Annotated in this window: 13 protein-coding genes; 10 read left to right on the forward strand and 3 right to left on the reverse strand. The window is 53.2% G+C overall.

Annotated features, from left to right (window positions below):
- Positions 1 to 200 precede the first annotated feature (200 nt).
- Positions 201 to 722 (reverse strand): hypothetical protein, encoded by a 522-nt coding sequence (locus AC2FLD_RS20875; RefSeq protein WP_496673773.1) that lies wholly within the window; start codon positions 720 to 722, stop codon positions 201 to 203.
- 543 nt (positions 723 to 1,265) lie between these two features.
- On the opposite strand from AC2FLD_RS20875, the gene AC2FLD_RS20880 reads away from it, so the two are divergent.
- The 9 genes from AC2FLD_RS20880 to AC2FLD_RS20920 all read left to right on the forward strand — a co-directional run bounded on the left by AC2FLD_RS20880 (position 1,266) and on the right by AC2FLD_RS20920 (position 14,435).
- Positions 1,266 to 3,917: an AsmA family protein gene (locus AC2FLD_RS20880; RefSeq protein WP_496673771.1), complete on the forward strand. Its 2,652-nt coding sequence runs from the start codon at positions 1,266 to 1,268 to the stop codon at positions 3,915 to 3,917.
- Between the two features lie 522 nt (positions 3,918 to 4,439).
- Complete coding sequence (locus AC2FLD_RS20885; protein WP_496673768.1) at positions 4,440 to 4,886, forward strand: universal stress protein; 447 nt, start codon at positions 4,440 to 4,442, stop codon at positions 4,884 to 4,886.
- A 350-nt stretch (positions 4,887 to 5,236) separates the two neighbouring features.
- Positions 5,237 to 6,022, forward strand: a complete 786-nt coding sequence (locus AC2FLD_RS20890) for a formate/nitrite transporter family protein (protein WP_496673765.1) — start codon at positions 5,237 to 5,239, stop codon at positions 6,020 to 6,022.
- Between the two features lie 455 nt (positions 6,023 to 6,477).
- On the forward strand, positions 6,478 to 6,855 hold the full coding sequence (locus AC2FLD_RS20895; RefSeq protein ID WP_496673762.1) for a SnoaL-like domain-containing protein: 378 nt from the start codon (positions 6,478 to 6,480) through the stop codon (positions 6,853 to 6,855).
- 347 nt (positions 6,856 to 7,202) lie between these two features.
- Positions 7,203 to 8,198, forward strand: a complete 996-nt coding sequence (locus tag AC2FLD_RS20900; protein WP_496673760.1) for an HlyD family secretion protein — start codon at positions 7,203 to 7,205, stop codon at positions 8,196 to 8,198.
- Positions 8,195 to 10,891 carry a ribosome-associated ATPase/putative transporter RbbA gene (gene rbbA / locus AC2FLD_RS20905; protein WP_496673759.1) on the forward strand — a complete coding sequence of 899 codons (2,697 nt, stop codon included), beginning with the start codon at positions 8,195 to 8,197 and terminating at the stop codon, positions 10,889 to 10,891. The genes AC2FLD_RS20900 and rbbA overlap by 4 nt, the downstream gene beginning before the upstream one ends.
- Positions 10,892 to 12,010, forward strand: coding sequence for an ABC transporter permease (locus AC2FLD_RS20910; protein ID WP_496673756.1), 1,119 nt, complete (start codon positions 10,892 to 10,894; stop codon positions 12,008 to 12,010).
- 196 nt (positions 12,011 to 12,206) lie between these two features.
- Complete coding sequence (locus AC2FLD_RS20915) at positions 12,207 to 12,710, forward strand: Hsp20/alpha crystallin family protein (protein ID WP_170359678.1); 504 nt, start codon at positions 12,207 to 12,209, stop codon at positions 12,708 to 12,710.
- Positions 12,711 to 12,860: 150 nt separating this feature from the next.
- The gene (locus tag AC2FLD_RS20920; protein WP_496673753.1) at positions 12,861 to 14,435 is read left to right on the forward strand and encodes a S1 family peptidase; all 1,575 of its coding nucleotides are present in this window, start codon (positions 12,861 to 12,863) and stop codon (positions 14,433 to 14,435) included.
- A gap of 9 nt (positions 14,436 to 14,444) precedes the next feature.
- On the opposite strand, the gene AC2FLD_RS20925 is transcribed toward AC2FLD_RS20920, so the two are convergent.
- Positions 14,445 to 16,061 (reverse strand): MFS transporter, encoded by a 1,617-nt coding sequence (locus AC2FLD_RS20925; protein ID WP_496673750.1) that lies wholly within the window; start codon positions 16,059 to 16,061, stop codon positions 14,445 to 14,447.
- Positions 16,062 to 16,109: 48 nt separating this feature from the next.
- Positions 16,110 to 17,330 (reverse strand): APC family permease, encoded by a 1,221-nt coding sequence (locus AC2FLD_RS20930; RefSeq protein WP_496673747.1) that lies wholly within the window; start codon positions 17,328 to 17,330, stop codon positions 16,110 to 16,112.
- 250 nt (positions 17,331 to 17,580) lie between these two features.
- On the opposite strand from AC2FLD_RS20930, the gene AC2FLD_RS20935 reads away from it, so the two are divergent.
- Positions 17,581 to 18,063, forward strand: coding sequence for a c-type cytochrome (locus AC2FLD_RS20935; protein WP_496673745.1), 483 nt, complete (start codon positions 17,581 to 17,583; stop codon positions 18,061 to 18,063).
- Positions 18,064 to 18,160 lie beyond the last annotated feature (97 nt).

The raw sequence follows: 18,160 nt of genomic DNA on the forward strand, positions 1-18,160 counted from the left end.
GGAACGCTGTCGCTCTTGACTGAACCAAAAGTCGTTGCTTTCCAGACAACGCCAGCGCCAGTTCGGGTTGGCTAATCATAAGCTTGATGCTTGAGGTAAAGAGACAAAAAATGACAAACAAATGACCCCGCAAACTGCGGGGCCACTAAGGGTTTGACAAGAAGGCAACTCAGCTTTTTGAGGTTGCGCAACGGCCTGAGTTAGCTGGCAAGTGCAAGGTTGCACTTACGACCTTCTTCCATAGCCTTCTTCGTTCCGGTTAGGTCCACAATGAAATTTGCAGACTTCCTTGGAAATGCGATCAAGGTCTGTCCTTCGGCCACGGCAGTCGCCATATTTGCGTCCTTCACAACGATATAGCCACCAGAGTAGTCATCCGCTAGTTTCTTGCTTTTAATGCCTTTTGCACGTCCTTCATACACGAAGTCGTCAATTGCTATTTCTATTTTTTGACGATTTTTGATGTCGATGTCAGCTTGCGTGAATACTCCCAAGTAACCGTGTTTTTGGTTTTTGGTTAGACCCATTTGCATGACGTTCCCGCTCTCGAAGACTTTTTCTATCAGGCATGTACCAGAGTCGTTGTCAGCATAAACCGTCCAGCCTTCAACCTCACTGTAAATCTCGAAGTTGTCGCTACTTGCCGGAACCGGGTCTTTGGCGGCGGCAACAGTTGCATAAGCGGAGATTGCCACGGCGGCAAATATGGCAGCATGTTTCATGTAGTCCTCCCAAAAAGAAAAAGCGTCGTAAAGCTAATCTCGACGCAACGCAGACAAATATCGCGATGTGAATTCATTTCAAGTGTGAAAGCGTTTTCCGCAAACAACTCCTCGAAAAGCACTGCGGAGCGTCAGTGAACGCCTATTACTTGAAGAACTCGCAAGCTCTTCTTTCAATATGCAAATTTCAAAATACAAATCTCTTGTGGGCGTTTTGATCCAAACACATGATGGCTTCGTAAATGCCATACCCCTAACTGCTACCCACGGTCGTCTTCCATCCCATTAACGACCGTGGGTTTTTTCACTAATTTCTGTGGTTAACTCACCTTAAGCCAGCTGTTAAGAAACCGGGCGTGCAACACTAGCCGAACGTTTGTCCTTTACCCGCTTCTTAGCGGTTCGACCAAATAAGCGAGAATATCAGCTATATGGTCAAGATCATTCAGACTTCAGATCATTTACCGACTATATATTCCATTAACTTAAGGATTAAATGGTCTGGGCTGCCCATTGGATGAAGCGGAATTTTGGGAGAAGAACGTGCGATACGTTGCAAAAGGTATTTTGATTTGTTGCGCTGTCGCGTTTGTCGCTGTGTTTGCAGCTTGGCTTTTCCTGTCTTCTGCTTTGTTTTCCTCGGTCAGGACTACTTTCGTCGAAAACCTGATCTCTAAGAAACTTGGCCAGGAGGTTAGAATTGAAGATGAAGTGCGTCTGGGTATTGGCCGACAATTGCAGGTGTCAGCGGCAGGGCTGGAATTACCCGGTTCTCCGAATGCTGATGTGAAACTTGCAGCAATCGATGAGATTGAGTTTGAAGTTTCCGCGCGCGACCTTTGGAACAGAAAACTGTCACTGAGAGGTCTTTCACTCTCAGGTGTTCATCTGAACCTAGTCACAGACAAAGACGGCTTCGGAAACTGGCAGTCCATTTCCCAAACGGAAGCTGAAGCCGGGAGACCTGCAAATTCCCCGACGCCACTGTTAGCCGGAATTCTAACGGACCGCAAAATTGATCTGACTGATATCGCCATTCTTTATCAGAACGATTTAAACGGACTTGAGTTGGACTTGCAGCTTCCTGAGCTGCTCTTAAAGCGTGATACGGAAACCGATGTTGCGACAGCAGTCGGGGCCGGTTCGCTGAACGGAGAGAGGTTTGATCTTAACGCGACATTTCCCACGGAAGACCCGTTTCGGTTGGCGGTGAACTTCGAACAGATTTCGATTTTCGCCGAGGAAGTCCCTCAAGAGAACGGTCTGCAAGTGGCAACGACCGTAGAGATTGCCGAACTTGGCCAGCTTCTCGATATCCTGAAGCTGAGCCGCGTTTTGGAAGGTACAGGGAATATTGGCGCAACGTTCACATCAGTCGACGGCGTAGCAAGGATTGATGACCTATCTTTATTAGCGGAATTAGATGGCGGGCAAAGCCTTTCGCTGACGGGGCAGATCGGAGAATTGGGGAACCCGGAAGACGTATCGCTAACAACCCGAATAAGGTTGTACCCAGAAGATGCGGAACCAGCCCCAGCCGCCTCGCGATATGATCTTAAACTTATCGCAGTCGACATGGTTATCGACAGCGTACCCGGGCAGGTGCCGCAGCGACAAATGGTCATTAAGACCAACGGTTTCACGTTGGACACGTCCGGCGAAGGCCCGCCCCCGATTAAGTTCTCCGAGCTTTCCAGAACACCAGAAGGCGCCTTAAAAGTCGGAAACATCAACCTTAGAATTGGGAACCCAGCCGATCCGTTTATCATTTTGAACGGTTCGGTCGATGACGCGCTTCAGTTGCAAGGCATATCAGCAGAAGGCCTAATGGATATACCGGCAAGCAGTTTGATCTCGCAAGAATTGTTGGGACCAGACGACCAGCTTGGCAGGTTTTCCGGTGACTTCCATTTGAACGGCGACATCAATCAGCTTTCGCTGACGAATTTGGATGGAAAGACAAGCGATACAGACGTCTGGAACCTTGAGGTGCATGGCACTGTCGAGAATGTACTCAAATTCGAGGACCTGGATTTGGCAATTGATGTCGCAGTTCCATCCGGAGCGGATCTTTTGGGGGCACTATCGCTTGAACGTGTGGAAACCGGGCAGGCTCGCCTAGAAATCAACCTTGTTAGCGAAGGCACTGATTGGAACGCGAGTGCCAATGTTGAGGTCGCCGACTCTATCTTGCAGATTATGGCCGATCTTGATGATGCAACAAGCGACCCGGTGCTGCAGGGTTCCATTGAGAGTGACCTGATAAAGATAGATCAGATCCGAACTATCGTTCAGGCTGCCGCACAATTGCGGAAAATAGGCGGCCCAGAGCCGGAAGAGAAAGAAACTAAGCAAGAAGACGAGGGCGGCCAAGGTGCGTTAAGAGATGTAACGCTCAAACCTATCGGGCGCTCAATTCTCTTGTCCGGTATGGATATGGATGTCGACGTTGACCTTCGGCACATCGAAGGTGCCAAGGGCATCAGCAGTTTGCAAAGCGAACTGACGCTCAACGAAAATGAGCTCAAGGCCGGACCTTTGAAGTTCGAATATGGAGGTGCTCATTTCGACGTCAGCGGGCAGATGGATCTATCGAACGACGCGCATCTACTCACGTTGACCGGCAAAGCAGGAGGCTGGCAGCTGGATGAAATTCTTCACAACCTGAACTTCAAAAAGGGTGCGAGCGGTACGATCTATGCAGATTTTTCGGTGACCGGCGGAACCGATTCACCGAAGCATTTTGCAAACAGCATGAACGGTAACGCCACAGTTTCAATGCGTGACGGCTCGATCGAGACACAACTTTTGGATCTGGCAGGGCTAGGGGTGCTACCTTGGGTGTTTTCCAAAGAGAAACAAAAGGTTGCTCCAATCGTATGTTTGCGGGCGCCGATTAGCATTTCAAATGGAAGTTTTTCGACGAAACAAACCACATTGGAGACGGATCACGTCCAAGTCGTCGTCTTTGGCGGTGTTAATTTGGCGGGCAAGGTTTTGGACCTAAATCTTCAGCCCCGCAAAATTGGCGAACCTCTTTCGAAGAGCCCCTGGCCTGTGACCTTGAAGGGCCCACTAGCAAAGCCGAAAATCAAGGTCAAACACGGTCCGAAGCGACTGAAACGATCGGATGGTGCAGATAAGATGCCGGCAAATAGACAGCTTTGCGTTCCAGATATTCTGCAACTGCAGTAGTGACGGAGGCGATCAGTTGAAGTCAAATTGAGAGTTCAGATAGGCAGACTGTGCTTCCGAAAAGCAATTTCTGCTTTGGGCTCGAAGAAGACGTTCGCTGCACTTTGTATGAGTGTCTGCTATTCTTAGTTACCGGCCGTTCCGTCATGCTCGAACCTGAGGCTTTGAAGCGCCAGTTCCAATGATTAGTGTGGTATATTTAGTGGTATGCATCTTTGTTTCTAAGATTTTATAAATTTTTAACATGAAGTTAGATAAAATGTATAGTTGCTCCTCGGTCCGCCACTTGGTACTTTTGTCAGGCGACACATAGTTCTGCCATCAGCGACAGAACCTAGCCATTTTCGCCTTACTTCCTTCATCCAGCACCCAGACCGATTTCAATGATCCTGACTTCCTTTTGGGAAAATCAGGGCTGATTTGCAGATCAGACAGCGAAGCTGCCTGTTCCTGCTGATCTGCCACGTGGCGAATGCGGGAGGGGGCGCCCATACTGACCCCTCACAAAGGAGGGGGTGCGACATGTTCAATAAAATCGTGGTTGGCTTGGATGGATCGGAGGCGTCAGAATCAGCACTACGCGTTGCCTGTAATATCTCAAGCAAATATGGCTCCCAAATTCACCTTGTCCATACACCTCAGCCGCAAACCGTGGCTTTCGCAATGGGCGCTGTTGCTGGCTATCACGCCGTCACGACAATGCCTTCAGACGAAGAGGTTCAGCGGGCAGCAGACAAGATCATTTCCGCGGGCAAAGAGATTGCCAAAGAATACAATCAGACGGTTTCGCAAACGCTTACCCAACGCGGTGATCCGGTCGACGAGATCATAGCATGCGCCGAGCAATGCAAAGCTGACCTGATTGTGACGGGCCGCCGCGGATTGGGAAGCATTGGTAGCCTGATTCAAGGGAGCACCTCTCAAGGCATCAGTCGGAATGCCACTTGTGCGGTTTTGACCGTTGCCTAAATTTCAAACTTGGTCCCAATCGGCACAAAAACGATGACGATCAATAAGCTTTGCATTGAAGTCTCGTGGCAGAACTAAGTTTCGATGGCTACTTCGTGATGCTGAACTCCCGACTGTGAAAAAGGAGTCAGATATCCACTGCTTCATGACGGTGGCACGAAAACGGAGGCTGAAACAGAGGTCATGGGTGTCTGTGGTGATCACCGGAGACCAAACTGTGTTAGGCGAAACTACCCGAACTGTGGCGGAACAGATGAACTTCCTCTTTTTATTTGTGCATTGGTTCAAGGTCAGAAGATAGACTGTACGTATCTCTGATACGTAAATCCGTGCTAACTCTGGAGCCCGACATGAACACCCCGCCCCTGTTCGACGCTCATAAACCCTCTGAAATTGCGACGTTAGTTGAGACTGCTGGGGTCACAAAGGCAAAGTTGCCAATGGCACCCATGTTCGTTCTTGCGATGCTGGCCGGGGCATTCATAGGGTTTGGCGCAGCGGCTTATACGATGGCGGTTACTGGGGCAGACAGCGCTGCGGGGCCGATCCGCGTTCTGGGTGGCGCGGTGTTTTCCCTGGGCCTTATCCTGGTGATCGCAGGTGGTGCAGAATTGTTCACCGGAAATGTTTTGATGGTGATCGCAGCGGTCGACCGCAAGATACCGCTGCGACTGCTGTTTCGAAGCTGGGGCATCGTCTACGCCGGAAACTTCGCGGGCGCCCTCGGGCTTGCATTGGCCTTCTCTCTGACCGGCCTGCTCGAGGGGCCGATGGGCAATACCGCCGTGGTGATAGCCGATGCCAAAGCGGGGTTGGAACCGATGGCGGCCTTCGCCCGTGGCGCATTGTGCAACGGGTTGGTATGCCTTGCTGTTTGGCTGTCCTTTGCCGCCCGCAGCGTCGTCGGCAAGGTTCTGGCCGTTTTGTGGCCCGTCACTGCTTTTGTGTTGCTGGGGCTCGAGCATTCGATTGCGAACATGTTTTTCTTCCCGCAGGGTTGGGCAGCGGGGGCAACTGTTCCGGTTTTCTCAGCGGCGACCAATCTATTGTGGGTTACTCTGGGCAACATTGTCGGCGGGGCGGGAGGAGTCGCCTTGGCCTACTGGTTTGCTTATCTTGGCGCTAATAAACGGTAAGACCCACTTCTCCGATCACAGCGCCCGCCAGAGCAAAACGATCGGTTTCAGTTGGTTTTGAAGGCGTTGTCAATTGTGCAGCCCAGATCAAGCTTTTCCTGCACTTAATAGTCTAGATGCCGGGAGCATGGTTGTCTTCGTGGTCGATATCGGTTGTCGCATGATGGTGCAACACGAGGGGAAGCAGCACAGGCTTGCCTAAGTCCGCTGATTGGGATGCGAGCCGATTGATCAGTCAGATATGAGTTGGATGCGGAGGTAACTCACCGACCACGAGGCAAGGAGATGGCGCATTGGTTGATGACGGTGCCGGGAATTGGGCCGTTCTTTGCCACTGCACTAGTTGCCCTCTCGTTCCCAAACTGGATTCTTCGCCAACATCTAAATTCATTGATCCTCGTCAAGATTGGAAAAGGCAAGATGTGATACAGTAGATGCCTAAAATGAGGGCTATCATGGAAGAATTAGTCGAGATTGGAAGAACATTTGTTCAGGCAATGCGTGATCGCAGGGGCCTTGCAAATGTTGATGAAATGTATGCCGAGAACGCTCAATCCATAGAAGCGGTTGTGCCTCCGGTTCGACAGTTTCGCATCACCAAAGGCCGTGATGCTATCAAAGGGAAAAGAGAGGATTGGCTGGCAACTCATGAAATCATCGAATTCGACGTCGATGGCCCCTATGTTCATCCCCCAAACCGCTTCAGTGTGCGATATAAGGCTGACGTAAAGCAGAAGGAAACTGGACAACGTATCGCCTTGAGCGAGATTGCAGTTTATTCGGTAGCAGACGGAAAGATTGTACTGGAAGAGTTCTTCATGTTGCCGAAGTAGGAGCGGCAACCCGCAATACTGACGCAGTGTTGGTTTCATCCGCACGCTGGAAGTGTGACTTGTAAGTGCTTTGACACGATGGATGGACAATTGGGCATTTGTTTCGACCGCGTGATGCTTGCCCATGCGCAACAATTCCGTCAGTTCGGCGCAACCGAAATCGAAAGTCACGCCATGAAATCCGCATTAAGCCATTGATGCGGGTTAACAATCAGACTGCTGCGCCGGTTTTATACCCGAGTTTGGCCTGAACAACCCTCTAAAGGGCTCTGCTTGATCCAAAACAAAGCATTTTGCGGGGTTTGAGATAACGTCACCTAGTAGCTCTAACCGCGGTACGCCAGATCATGAAAAAGAATGTGCGCGCAATACTGATCGTCGTAATGCTCCTTCTCGCAGGTGCGGCGTTGTACATATTCGTTTCAGAAGACAACAGCGAATTGCCAGTTGGATTTGTACAGGGCAATGGACGGATAGAGGCCGAACAAGTGGAAATTGCCCCCACCTTCGCAGGGCGGGTTGCACAGGTTTTGGCGGCAGAAGGCCACTTGGTTGCTGTGGGTGAGCTGCTGGTCGAGATGGACACCGATGAACTGTCTGCAGCGCTTGATCGCGCCAAAGCCGAGGTAGCGTTGGCGCGTCAAGCCAAGGCCGAAGCCGAGGCTGTTGTTGTCCAACGAGAAAGCCAACAGCGTCGCGCAGCGCAGGAACTGGAACGGGCCAAGGCACTGTTGGCGGGTCAAAACATTTCGATGACCGTTTTCGAGGATCGCGAAACCGCATTTCAGGTTGCCGATGCCGTCCTGGGTGCGGCGAAGGCCCGGGTTGCAACATCAGACAGCCAGATCGCTGCTGCCGAAGCTGAAATGCGCCGGATCACAGCTCAGATCGAGGATGCTTCGCTTGTCGCCCCCATGCCAGGGCGCGTTCTTTACAGACTGGCTGAGCCCGGCGAAGTTGTCGGCGCGGGGGAGCCGATCCTCACGCTTCTCAGCTTAGAGAACGTCTATATGGACGTGTACCTGCCCGCTCGCGAAGCGGGGTTGCTGCCCATCGGGGCTGAGGCGCGCATCGTACTTGATGCCTTGCCGGATTTTGCCATTCCTGCAACCGTCACTTTTGTATCCCCCGAAGCCCAGTTCACTCCGAAGCAGGTAGAGACATTGAGCGAGCGTGAACAGTTGGTCTTTCGCGTTCGGGTTCGCATCCCCCAAGATCTGATCACAGAGCGGATAGAACATGTAAAAACCGGCCTTCGCGGTATCGCTGTGATCAGGCTTTCTTCTGATGGTGTATGGCCGGAATATCTGGAAAGGCGGATTCCACCCGAATTGTTCGAATGAATTCCCAGGCGGGCAAATCTGATTTCTGCGTCAGAGGTGTCACGCATAAGTATCGCCAACACATTGCACTCGATAACCTGTCGCTTGATCTGCCGGTTGGTCAGCTTATTGGGCTGATCGGGCCTGACGGGGTTGGCAAATCAACGCTTTTGGGTTTGATCACCGGCGCGAAGAAGCTTCAATCCGGCACGATCAAGGTTCTCGGAGGTTCGATCGACGACCGTGCCCATCGTCACGATATCTGCCCTGCGATCGCATTTATGCCGCAGGGGTTGGGCCGGAACCTCTATGCAGAATTGTCGGTGAGCGAGAACCTTGAGTTCTTTTCGCGTCTCTTCGGGCAGGGGCAACAGGAGCGTGACATCCGGATCGCAGCATTGCTGTCGGCAACCGGGCTTGCGCCATTCTCTGATCGGCTGACGGGAAAACTCTCGGGCGGCATGAAGCAGAAGCTCGGGCTGTGTTGTGCACTGATCCATGACCCTAAGCTTTTGGTTCTGGATGAGCCGACCACTGGCATCGACCCTCTGTCGCGGCGTCAATTCTGGGCGCTGATCGACGCGGTCCGAGAGGCTACACCCGACCTCTCCATACTGGTTTCGACAGCCTATATGGAAGAAGCCGAAGAATTCGACTTTATCGTCGCGATGGATGCCGGGCGCGTGCTTTTCCATGGTTCTCCGGCAGAATTGAAGGGAGCAGCCAGCGATCTTGAAATGTCCTACCGGCGACTGCAGGCGCACGGGGAGCCCCTGATCGCACCAAAGAAAGCGCCCACACATCACCATGAGGCCGACCCGGTGATCACAGCACGTGGATTGACGCGGCGCTTTGGCGATTTCACCGCGGTCAATGACGTCGAATTCTCGATCAACCGTGGTGAGATCTTCGGTTTCCTCGGATCGAACGGCTGCGGCAAGTCGACAACCATGAAAATGCTGACAGGTCTTTTGCCCGCAAGTGAGGGTGAGGCGCTGTTGTTCGGAAGGCCGGTTGACTCGCGCGACCTGACGATGCGTCGCGAGATTGGCTATATGAGTCAGGCATTTTCTCTTTATGGCGAGTTGACCGTTCGACAGAACCTTCAGCTTCACGCCCGCATCTTTGCGATCACGGATCGAGAGATGCGTATCAATGAATTGGCAGAGCGCTTTGGCCTGACTACACATATGGACATGCTGGCCACGGCGCTGCCACTTGGCATCAAGCAACGTCTCTCCCTGGCGGTCGCTGTAATCCACCGACCTCGCGTGCTGATCCTGGATGAACCAACTTCGGGGGTGGACCCTGAGGCGCGCGACTCGTTTTGGGCTCTGCTGATTGAGCTTTCGAGAGATGAGGATGTAACGATTTTCGTCTCGACCCATTTCATGGCCGAAGCAGAGCGCTGTGATCGGGTGTCATTCATGCATGCGGGCCGGGTTCTGGCTGAGGGAACACCGGATGCGTTGATCACCGAGGCACAGGCAGACAGTCTGGAGGAAGCATTTGTCACGGTATTGAAGGCCGCTGACCCTCCGGCACCGGTGAAAGCTCCTGAGGCTTCGGTTCATGCCCTTGATGACAGCGCTGGCGGGGGTATCAGGCGCGCACTGGCATATACGAGGCGTGAAACCATCGAGATTTTGCGCGACCGCGTGCGTTTGGCGTTTGCGTTCCTGGGCTCGGTGATCCTGATGCTGGTCTTTTGCTATGGGATTACGCTGGACATCGAAGAACTGGATTTCGCGGTACTGGACTTGTCGCAAGGACCCGAAAGTCGCGCCTACATTGCTGAAATTTCCGGATCGCGCTACTTCAACTCAACGCAGCCACTGACGAGTATCGATGAGGGCCATGAACGGCTGGCCCGAGGAGATGCCTCGCTGGTTGTCGAACTCCCACCTGATTTCGGGCGCAAGATCCGCTCTGGCGAAGCAACGGACGTGCTCGCAATTGTGGACGGCGCAATTCCATTCAAGGGCGAGACCGTGGAAGGCTATGTGGCGGGGCTCCACTATACCTTTTTGGAAGCAATGGCCCGCCAAAACGGTGTGCATCCGGTCGAGATCGCCCGTATCGAGCCACGCTTCAGGTACAACCAGAGTTTCGAGAGTATTGCCGCAATGGCTCCGGCCATGCCTGCGATCCTTTTGATAATGTTACCGGCAGTTCTGATTGCAGTCAGCGTCGCGCGTGAAAAAGAGTTGGGAACAATCACCAATTTCTATGCGACGCCAACGACGCGGCTTGAGTTTCTGGTTGGCAAACAAATCCCTTATATCGCAATCGCGTTCGCCAATTTCCTGCTCTTGGCTGGAATGACGGTCTTTGTTTTTGATGTACCGCTCAAAGGCAACCCGGTTCCTCTGGCAATCGGCGCGTTGCTGTATGTCTGGGCTACAACATCCTATGGGCTACTCATTGCGACCATGACTTCAAGCCAGGTGGCCGCTACCTTCGCCACCGCGATCGCCTCGGTCGTACCGACCATTCAGTTCTCCGGGTTGTTACAACCGGTGTCAACGCTTGAAGGCGGCGCGCAGACAATTGGGTCGCTCTGGCCGTCATCCTATTTCCTGCATCTGAATGTCGGTGCCTTTACAAAAGGGCTGGGCTGGGATGCGCTTGCCCCCGATCTTCTGGCTCTGGCCTTTTTCGGGCCGGTGCTGACGCTGATCGCTGTCCTTTTACTTCGAGCGCAGGAGAAGTAAATGCAACGGTTGTCCTGCATCTTCTGGCTTGGCTTGAAAGAAATGATGAGCCTTAGGCGTGATTGGGTGATGATGGCGCTGCTGGTCTGGTCATTCACGCTGGCACCCGTGATGGAGGCGACGGGGGTTTCGAACTCGGTCAACAACGCCTCCATTGCATTTGCCGATGAAGATGGATCACCCCTTTCACGGTCCCTTGCCACAGCATTCTTCCCTCCTGAATTCCAGCCAGTTGCCCAGATCGAACCGGGCACCGGAGCTGAAAAGATGGATGCCGGGCTGTTCCTGTTTGTGGTCGCAGTGCCACCGGGGTTCGAGAAAGATGTTCGCGCCGGGCGCTCACCTGAAATCCAGGTTCTGATTGATGCGACGGCGATGGAACAGGCCGGGATTGGTGCAAACTATATCATCAATATCCTCAGCGCCGAGATCCGTCGCTTTGCCATCGGTGCGGACCTGATAGAGACATTGCCTGTCGATATCATCATGCGCAGTGCGTTCAATCCCAACCGTGATACTGTTCGTTTTGCCGGCATCGTGGCGCTCATCGGCCAGATCATGTGGCTGACTACGATCCTCACCGGTGCTGCAATGATCCGCGAGCGTGAACATGGCACAATTGAACACCTGCTTGCGATGCCGCTTACCCCGCTTGACATTGCGATGGCCAAGATTTGGGCAAACGCAGCGGTGGTTCTTGTCGCGGCCGCTTTATCGCTGACCTTTGTTATGCAAGGTTTCCTGGGGATCAGCATCGCGGGGTCGAAGGTGTTGTTTTTAGTTGGCACCGCCCTGTTTCTCTTCACGGCAACCGCACTTGGGGTATTTCTTGCAACGATTGCGCGCTCAATGGCGCAGTTCGCGCTTTTGGTAATGCTGACAGTCCTTCCAATGCTGATGCTGTCAGGAGGAGAGACACCGATCGAGGGTCAGCCCGACTGGCTTCAGTTCGGAACATCGATCCTTCCTTCCCGCCACTATATGTCCGCCGGTCAATCCATCATCTTCAAGGGTGCTGGGTTTGAAACGGTATGGCCAGAGTTCCTATGGATGGCGTTACTGGGCGCAATCCTTCTGGTGTCAAGCCTGATGCTTTTCAGACGCTCGTTGGCGCAATAGAGTCAGATCAGTTTGCCCCTTGGCCTGGACGTATGATTGGTAATGCGCCTTGTTTCATTCGGAATACTGATACGGCCGGGATGTCCTTTTGGCGTGATACCGAGGACGCCTGGTTGCGCAAGATCAAGGTAATTAGACGCGTTTTTTGCCATAATACCGCCTCCCCCCAATCGCACCAAAGGAGGAGGATCAGAAAATGCTTGAAGACAAAAATACCCCGCAACTGTTTGCTGGAACACATCCGCTCTCTGATAATTTTCGACGCGAAATGGAATCCATGATGTCGCGCTTTTTCGGGGGCGCAGCGCCATTCCTGCCGCTGGAAACAGCCGCGCAACGCACGGGCTTCCCGTCGTTGGACATGACGGGTGCGATTTCGCCGGCGATTGACATCCACGAAACGGATACAGCGATCGTTCTCACGGCTGAATTGCCGGGTCTCGAAGAAGACGACGTCGAAGTCGAAATCAAAGACCGTAGATTGACGCTGCGGGGCCAGAAGAATGTTACGCATGATGACACAGGCGATCTGCGCGTTAGCGAGAGAAGCTATGGCAGTTTCACCCGGACAATGACGCTGCCTGATGCAGTCGATATCGAGGAGATTTCCGCTGCGTTCGACAAAGGTGTCCTGCACGTCACGATGCCGAAAACCGAACCTCAGGATCCCAGCCGGAAGATTAAGGTCTCATCGAAATAGGCGCAATGGAGGCGAACGCGCAACCATCATGGTCCGGGCAGCATGCGCGGACCCTTGGTGTTCTTAAAACGAGCACATTATTGCCCACCATAGCGGTTTCACTGCTGCGCATGATAATGTGCCAATAGGGCTAGAGAACTGAGATGGACGATGCGGACGCCGGACAAAAGCGATGTGGAAAGTGACACGGGCGATGTCCGAGCATTTCTGGAGAGCTTGACGGGGCCGTCCCGCGGAACCGTTACCTGGCTTGTCGGCAACGCTTTGGCTGCTTCGGTGGGTCCTGATCGTATCCTGAAGTTCAGGCGGAAAGAGGATTTGCCCCCGCATGACGAAGACGTGGCGACCATTCAGTGGTCGCAATGCGGTTATGCGCTAAACGCGTTGCCTGGCCGGGATATTTGGGTCAATGGTCAAAAAACTGCTTCGGCAGTTCTTGGGCATGGCGACATGATTGAGTTCGGTGAAGAGGGGCCCATGTCTCGCTACAGGGTGTGTGACCACTCATTCCCTGCACATCACACGGTCGAGGACATAATAAGTGACGCTTATGTGTATGCGCGCTCCAGCCGACGACCCTTCGCCAGAAAAATGTCCGGTGCGCTGCGCGAAGGCGGGCGTAGGCTGACATCACAAACCACGGTTTTGTTCAGGGTTACCGTTACCGGTGTGCTTCTTCTGATCTTTGCCTTTGGCTATTTGCTTTTTCAGAACGACCGGAAGCTGGCGGACAGCCTTAAACAGGAGTCTCTCAAGATCGAGGCGGTTGCTGTCATGCTTACGCAGACGCGAGAAGATGCACTGACGGCGGATGATCTGGTCACGCTCAGAGAAGCGTTTGACAACCAGGTGATTTCCACCGAGCAGCGCCTTGGCACTTTGGAAGAACGCGCTGGTGCGTCAAGGCGAGTTATCACAGCCTCGACGCGATCTATTGCCTTTATCCAGGGTGCTTACGGATTGCGACAGACCGAAAGCGGCAAATTGCTGCGGCATGTGCTTGGCCCGGACGGGGAGAAACTAAAAACTCCATTCGGGAAACCATGGATTGAGCCAGATGCGGCAGGCGCGCCAGCAGAGTTTCAGTTCACCGGAACCGGGTTTCTGTTGCAGGGCACCTCTCTGTTGGTGACCAACCGTCATGTCGCCTTGCCCTGGACGACCGGGGATCGGGCGCAGGCCCTGAAGGCAGCAGGGTTTGAAGCCGAGATACTTAGCCTGCTGGCTTATCTGCCAGAACAATCCAAGCCAATGGAAGCGGTATTGCTTAGGGCAAGCAACACGGCCGATCTGGCACTTCTGTCCGTTGATGCAAACCGTGTTCAAGGGCTCGGGCTTTCACTGGCACCAGACCCGCCGCGTGCAGGTGAAGAAGTTTTCCTGCTTGGATTTCCGACTGGCCTTAAGGCCTTGATCGTGCAGGCCGGGCCAGATTTTCTGAAAACGCTTGAGAGAGACGGCGCCGTCGATTTCTGGACTATTGCAAAACACCTTTCAGAGCAGAACAAGATCAGGCCTCTGGCCAGCCGGGGGATCGTCGCCCAGACCAGTGCCGGTGCAGTCGTCTATGATGCTGAAACCACAACCGGCGGAAGCGGCGGACCTGCCCTGAACCGAAATGGCGAGGTGGTTGCTATCAATGCCGCGATCTTACCTGAATTTGGCGGCTCGAATATTGGCGTTCCGGTGTCACACCTCAAGATACTTCTCGATGAAAGCGATTGATCCGCATATTCAATCGCGCGTCTGATAAGGCGAGTTTTGCACAAGAAAAACCACAGCCAGTGGGATGATGACAGAGATCAACCCCACGGTAATCAGCAAGTTCCCCAAGTGGCTATAGTCAGCGACGGAGGCAACGTTACCCGTTCTGGGATCGGTAACCGCGCGGGTAACGGTAAAGATCTGATTCAGGTATTTTGTACCGAGACTGCTTGCTGACAATGCCATGTTGGTGAACGACGCCATGACCGCAAAAAAGGTAGCCTTCAGATGTGTTGGGGCGTTGCGCGCGATCCAAGCCAACATTGGGACCATCGCGATCTGACCCAACGGTGACTCAACGGCTGTGTCAAGAATGGCGATAAACCTTGCATCCACGACCCCACCTGTGCGCGCGGCCGTCCATTCATGCACTCCGTAGTACAAGGCAAGGTTTGGCAGGGACAGCACTCCGGCGGCAATCGTGAGTAACAGAACAACCTGCGCAATCGAACGACTTGCCATAAACGGCCTGAGGATAATCAGGCCAAGCAGAGCAAGTAGCGAGGTCAGAAGCGCTAGAATGGCCAGGAACTGTTCGTCAAACCCAAGCTCGTCGATCTCGAACCAGGTCAGGCCCGGTCCTGGCAAGGGAACTGCTCGAAAAACGAAAATGATAGTTGCTGTCCCGATCAGAACTTTGGCCTGTTTCGACTCCAGCTCTCTCAGCAAACGCGACATGAGGTAGAGAATGACCGTGAGCGACACCGCAAAAACGGTCTCTTGCGCGAAGGCAAAATTTGCGGTTCCCAACACTATGCTGAGAACAACAAACGCAAGTCCGCCCAGCAGTATCGGCCACCTGACTTCGGTGGTTTGATCTGGTCTGTGCGGAAGGTGTCCTCGACGAACGAGGCGACGCTGTATCAGAGCGTGAAGAACCACTCCGCTGACAGACAACAGTGGGATAGCCAGGGCAATGAGATAGACCCGACCGTAGAGAACCAAACGATCGGCTTGCTCCAGATTTTCCGCCCCCGAAAAAATCCAGATGTTAACCGCGGCGACCCCTGCAAACCCGGATATGATCGCAATCCTGCCGAGGGTCTGCATGGTGGTGTGCCGGGCACGAACTTCGTCCTGAATAAACGCGCGTCCGTCTCGGTCCGATTGCGGCACTGCTTCGACTGTCATGGCGTCAGCAACGACATCCTGAATGGCATAACCTGAAGGAGCCAACATCAAGGCAACGACGTACCAATCCTCAAGTGGCATTATGCCGGCCATTTGGTCAGGCGCAGCCACAAGCCTGTACATGATGAGCAATGACGTCGTGATAAGGGATGCGCCAACGACAATCAGCAGGGATTTCCAGCGCCAGAACAGATCAACAAGATGACCCAGCGGCATTTTTAGAATCCACGGCAACCCGGCCCAGAATGCCAATCCCGCAACAGAAGCGGCGGATAGATTCAGATAGTCTTTAAGAAAAAACGCACCGACGACGGATGTTAGTCCCGAAACCCCGGCCGCAAAGTAAACCATCAATGGTGGCAAGTAAGACCATTGCAATTGTGCGACCAGATCAACGAAAGTCCGGTGCCACCAGCCTGAAATCCGCCTTCCAATTGTTGATCGGTCAGTGTTCATGCGTCAGTCGGACCCCGTTCTGATGACCCTGTGCTGTCGGTTTTCCTCTCAGAGAAATCCGGCACCAAAAAGCAGAGCGCTGGTCAGCACCCCAAGGATTGGCACAACAAGAGGTACGCGGAAATGTTCCCGAGTTGACCCTGGCCGGGACTTCAGCAATATCAGCGAGACGTTGACCAAAACAAACACTCCCAAAACGATCTGGGATGTGCGTTCCGCTAGTATGCCGATTGGCAGAGTTTGCGTCAGCAGAAGGATTATCGCAACTACCAACAGGGTTGCGACGACCGGTGTTTGGGTAACCTGCGGGACAGTCGCCAGTATTTTCGGAAGATGATCCCGGTCGGCAAGACCATAGATCACCCGCGACGCCATAATCATCTGGATCAAGACGCCATTGACTGTTGCAACAACCGCGACTGCGGCGAACCCTTGTTTGATTACTTCGGGTGCGTCGAAGAAAACCAGCGTGAGTGGGGCGGCCGAGGTCGACAAGGTATGGATAGGAACAACGAGCAGGACCGTGATCGAGGTCGCTAGATACAAACCCGTCGCCAGAACGAGCGTCAGAAGGATAGCCTTTGGTATTGTGTGGGTTGGGTCTTTTACCTCTTCGGCGACGTTTGCCATGTCCTCAAAGCCGACAAAGGCAAAAAATGCCAGCAGAGATGCCGCCATAATACCGCGCCAGGTACTGAGCTCGAGTCCTGGAATCATCTCACTAATTTCATGGCCTTGCGGTTCCTGCACAGACATGCCCCAGCCAATCACAAAAAGAAGCCCCGCGATCTCGATGACCGTGATCACGGCTGCCACAAATACCGATTGTGTAATGCCCCAGATTGCAATCAGCCCCATGACCGACACAACGCCGATCGTAAGCAATGCGGTGCCAAGCCCCGTCAGGGTGTGAAGGTATGAGGCCGCCCCAATCGCGACAGCCGAGGCTGAAATAATCCCAGACGCAGCAACGGCAAGACCGATTAGAACCGCCATCCAGCTCCTTTGAAATCCCGCTTCAACGTATGCCGCTTCACCCGCGCTTACGGGAAAGCGTGTCGCGAGTTCGGCGTACGACAAAGCCGTCAGCGAAACGACGAGCGCTGCAACAAGAAACGAAACTGCAGCATAAGGGCCCGCGACCTCGGCGGTTGCGCCGACGAGCACGTAAATTCCCGCACCGACGGTAACACCGAGCCCATATAATGTAAGCAACGGGGTGGTGAGAGAACGTCGGAGTTTAGGGGACGGTGGATCAACTGTATGCATTCACCTCACTCCTTGATGGACAATTGCCTGGGTACCGAAGCTGTGCCGCAAACAAGCACCCCGATGATAAACCAAGGGCTCATCACCGCTCATGCCGAGCTCCTTCTAAAACATTCATACTTTGATATGTAATGCTTAATTTGGCATTGATCTATGTCATCAGGCGCTAAGACTGATCAGAGAGGCGGATCCGACTGCTGCGACCGTCGTTTCGTGATGGTTTTTGCCAGCTGGTACTCAAAGGTTGAATATGAGCGAGATCAATGAGCATTCATGCAATAGCGCGTATTCTAAACTCGAAATTCTGACTTTGGAGGAGGAACAGATGCCAGTTTGTCGCGCACTTCTTTTGTCAGTATCTGCTGCAAGTGCTGCACTGGCGCAGGATATAGACCTTCAAAATGGGCACGATCTCTACAGAACTTATTGTTGGCAATGCCATGGTTTCGAGGCCACAGGAGATGGTCCAATGGCGGAGATGCTGGCGATAAGGACGCCTGATTTGACTAGGCTTGCGGCCCAAAATGACGGCGTTTTTCCGATTGAGGCGGTGGCGCGTCAAATTGATGGTCGCGCACCATTGCTCGCGCATGGCGGAGAAATGCCCATTTTTGGACCAGCTTTGGATTCGGACCAAAAAGTTGCGCTGACCATGCCTGACGGCCAGCCGATGTTCGCAGGTGTGCCGTTGGCAAATGTGATTTATTATCTGGAGTCTATTCAAATCGAGTAGGTTGGTACAAATGCCGCCATTAGATTGTAGAGCACCACTGCCCACGTTTGTTAACGCCGGTTGATCTACATTAAGGTTATTTTCTACGAGAATTGGT

This window comes from Ruegeria sp. CDSA021 (assembly GCF_059612325.1).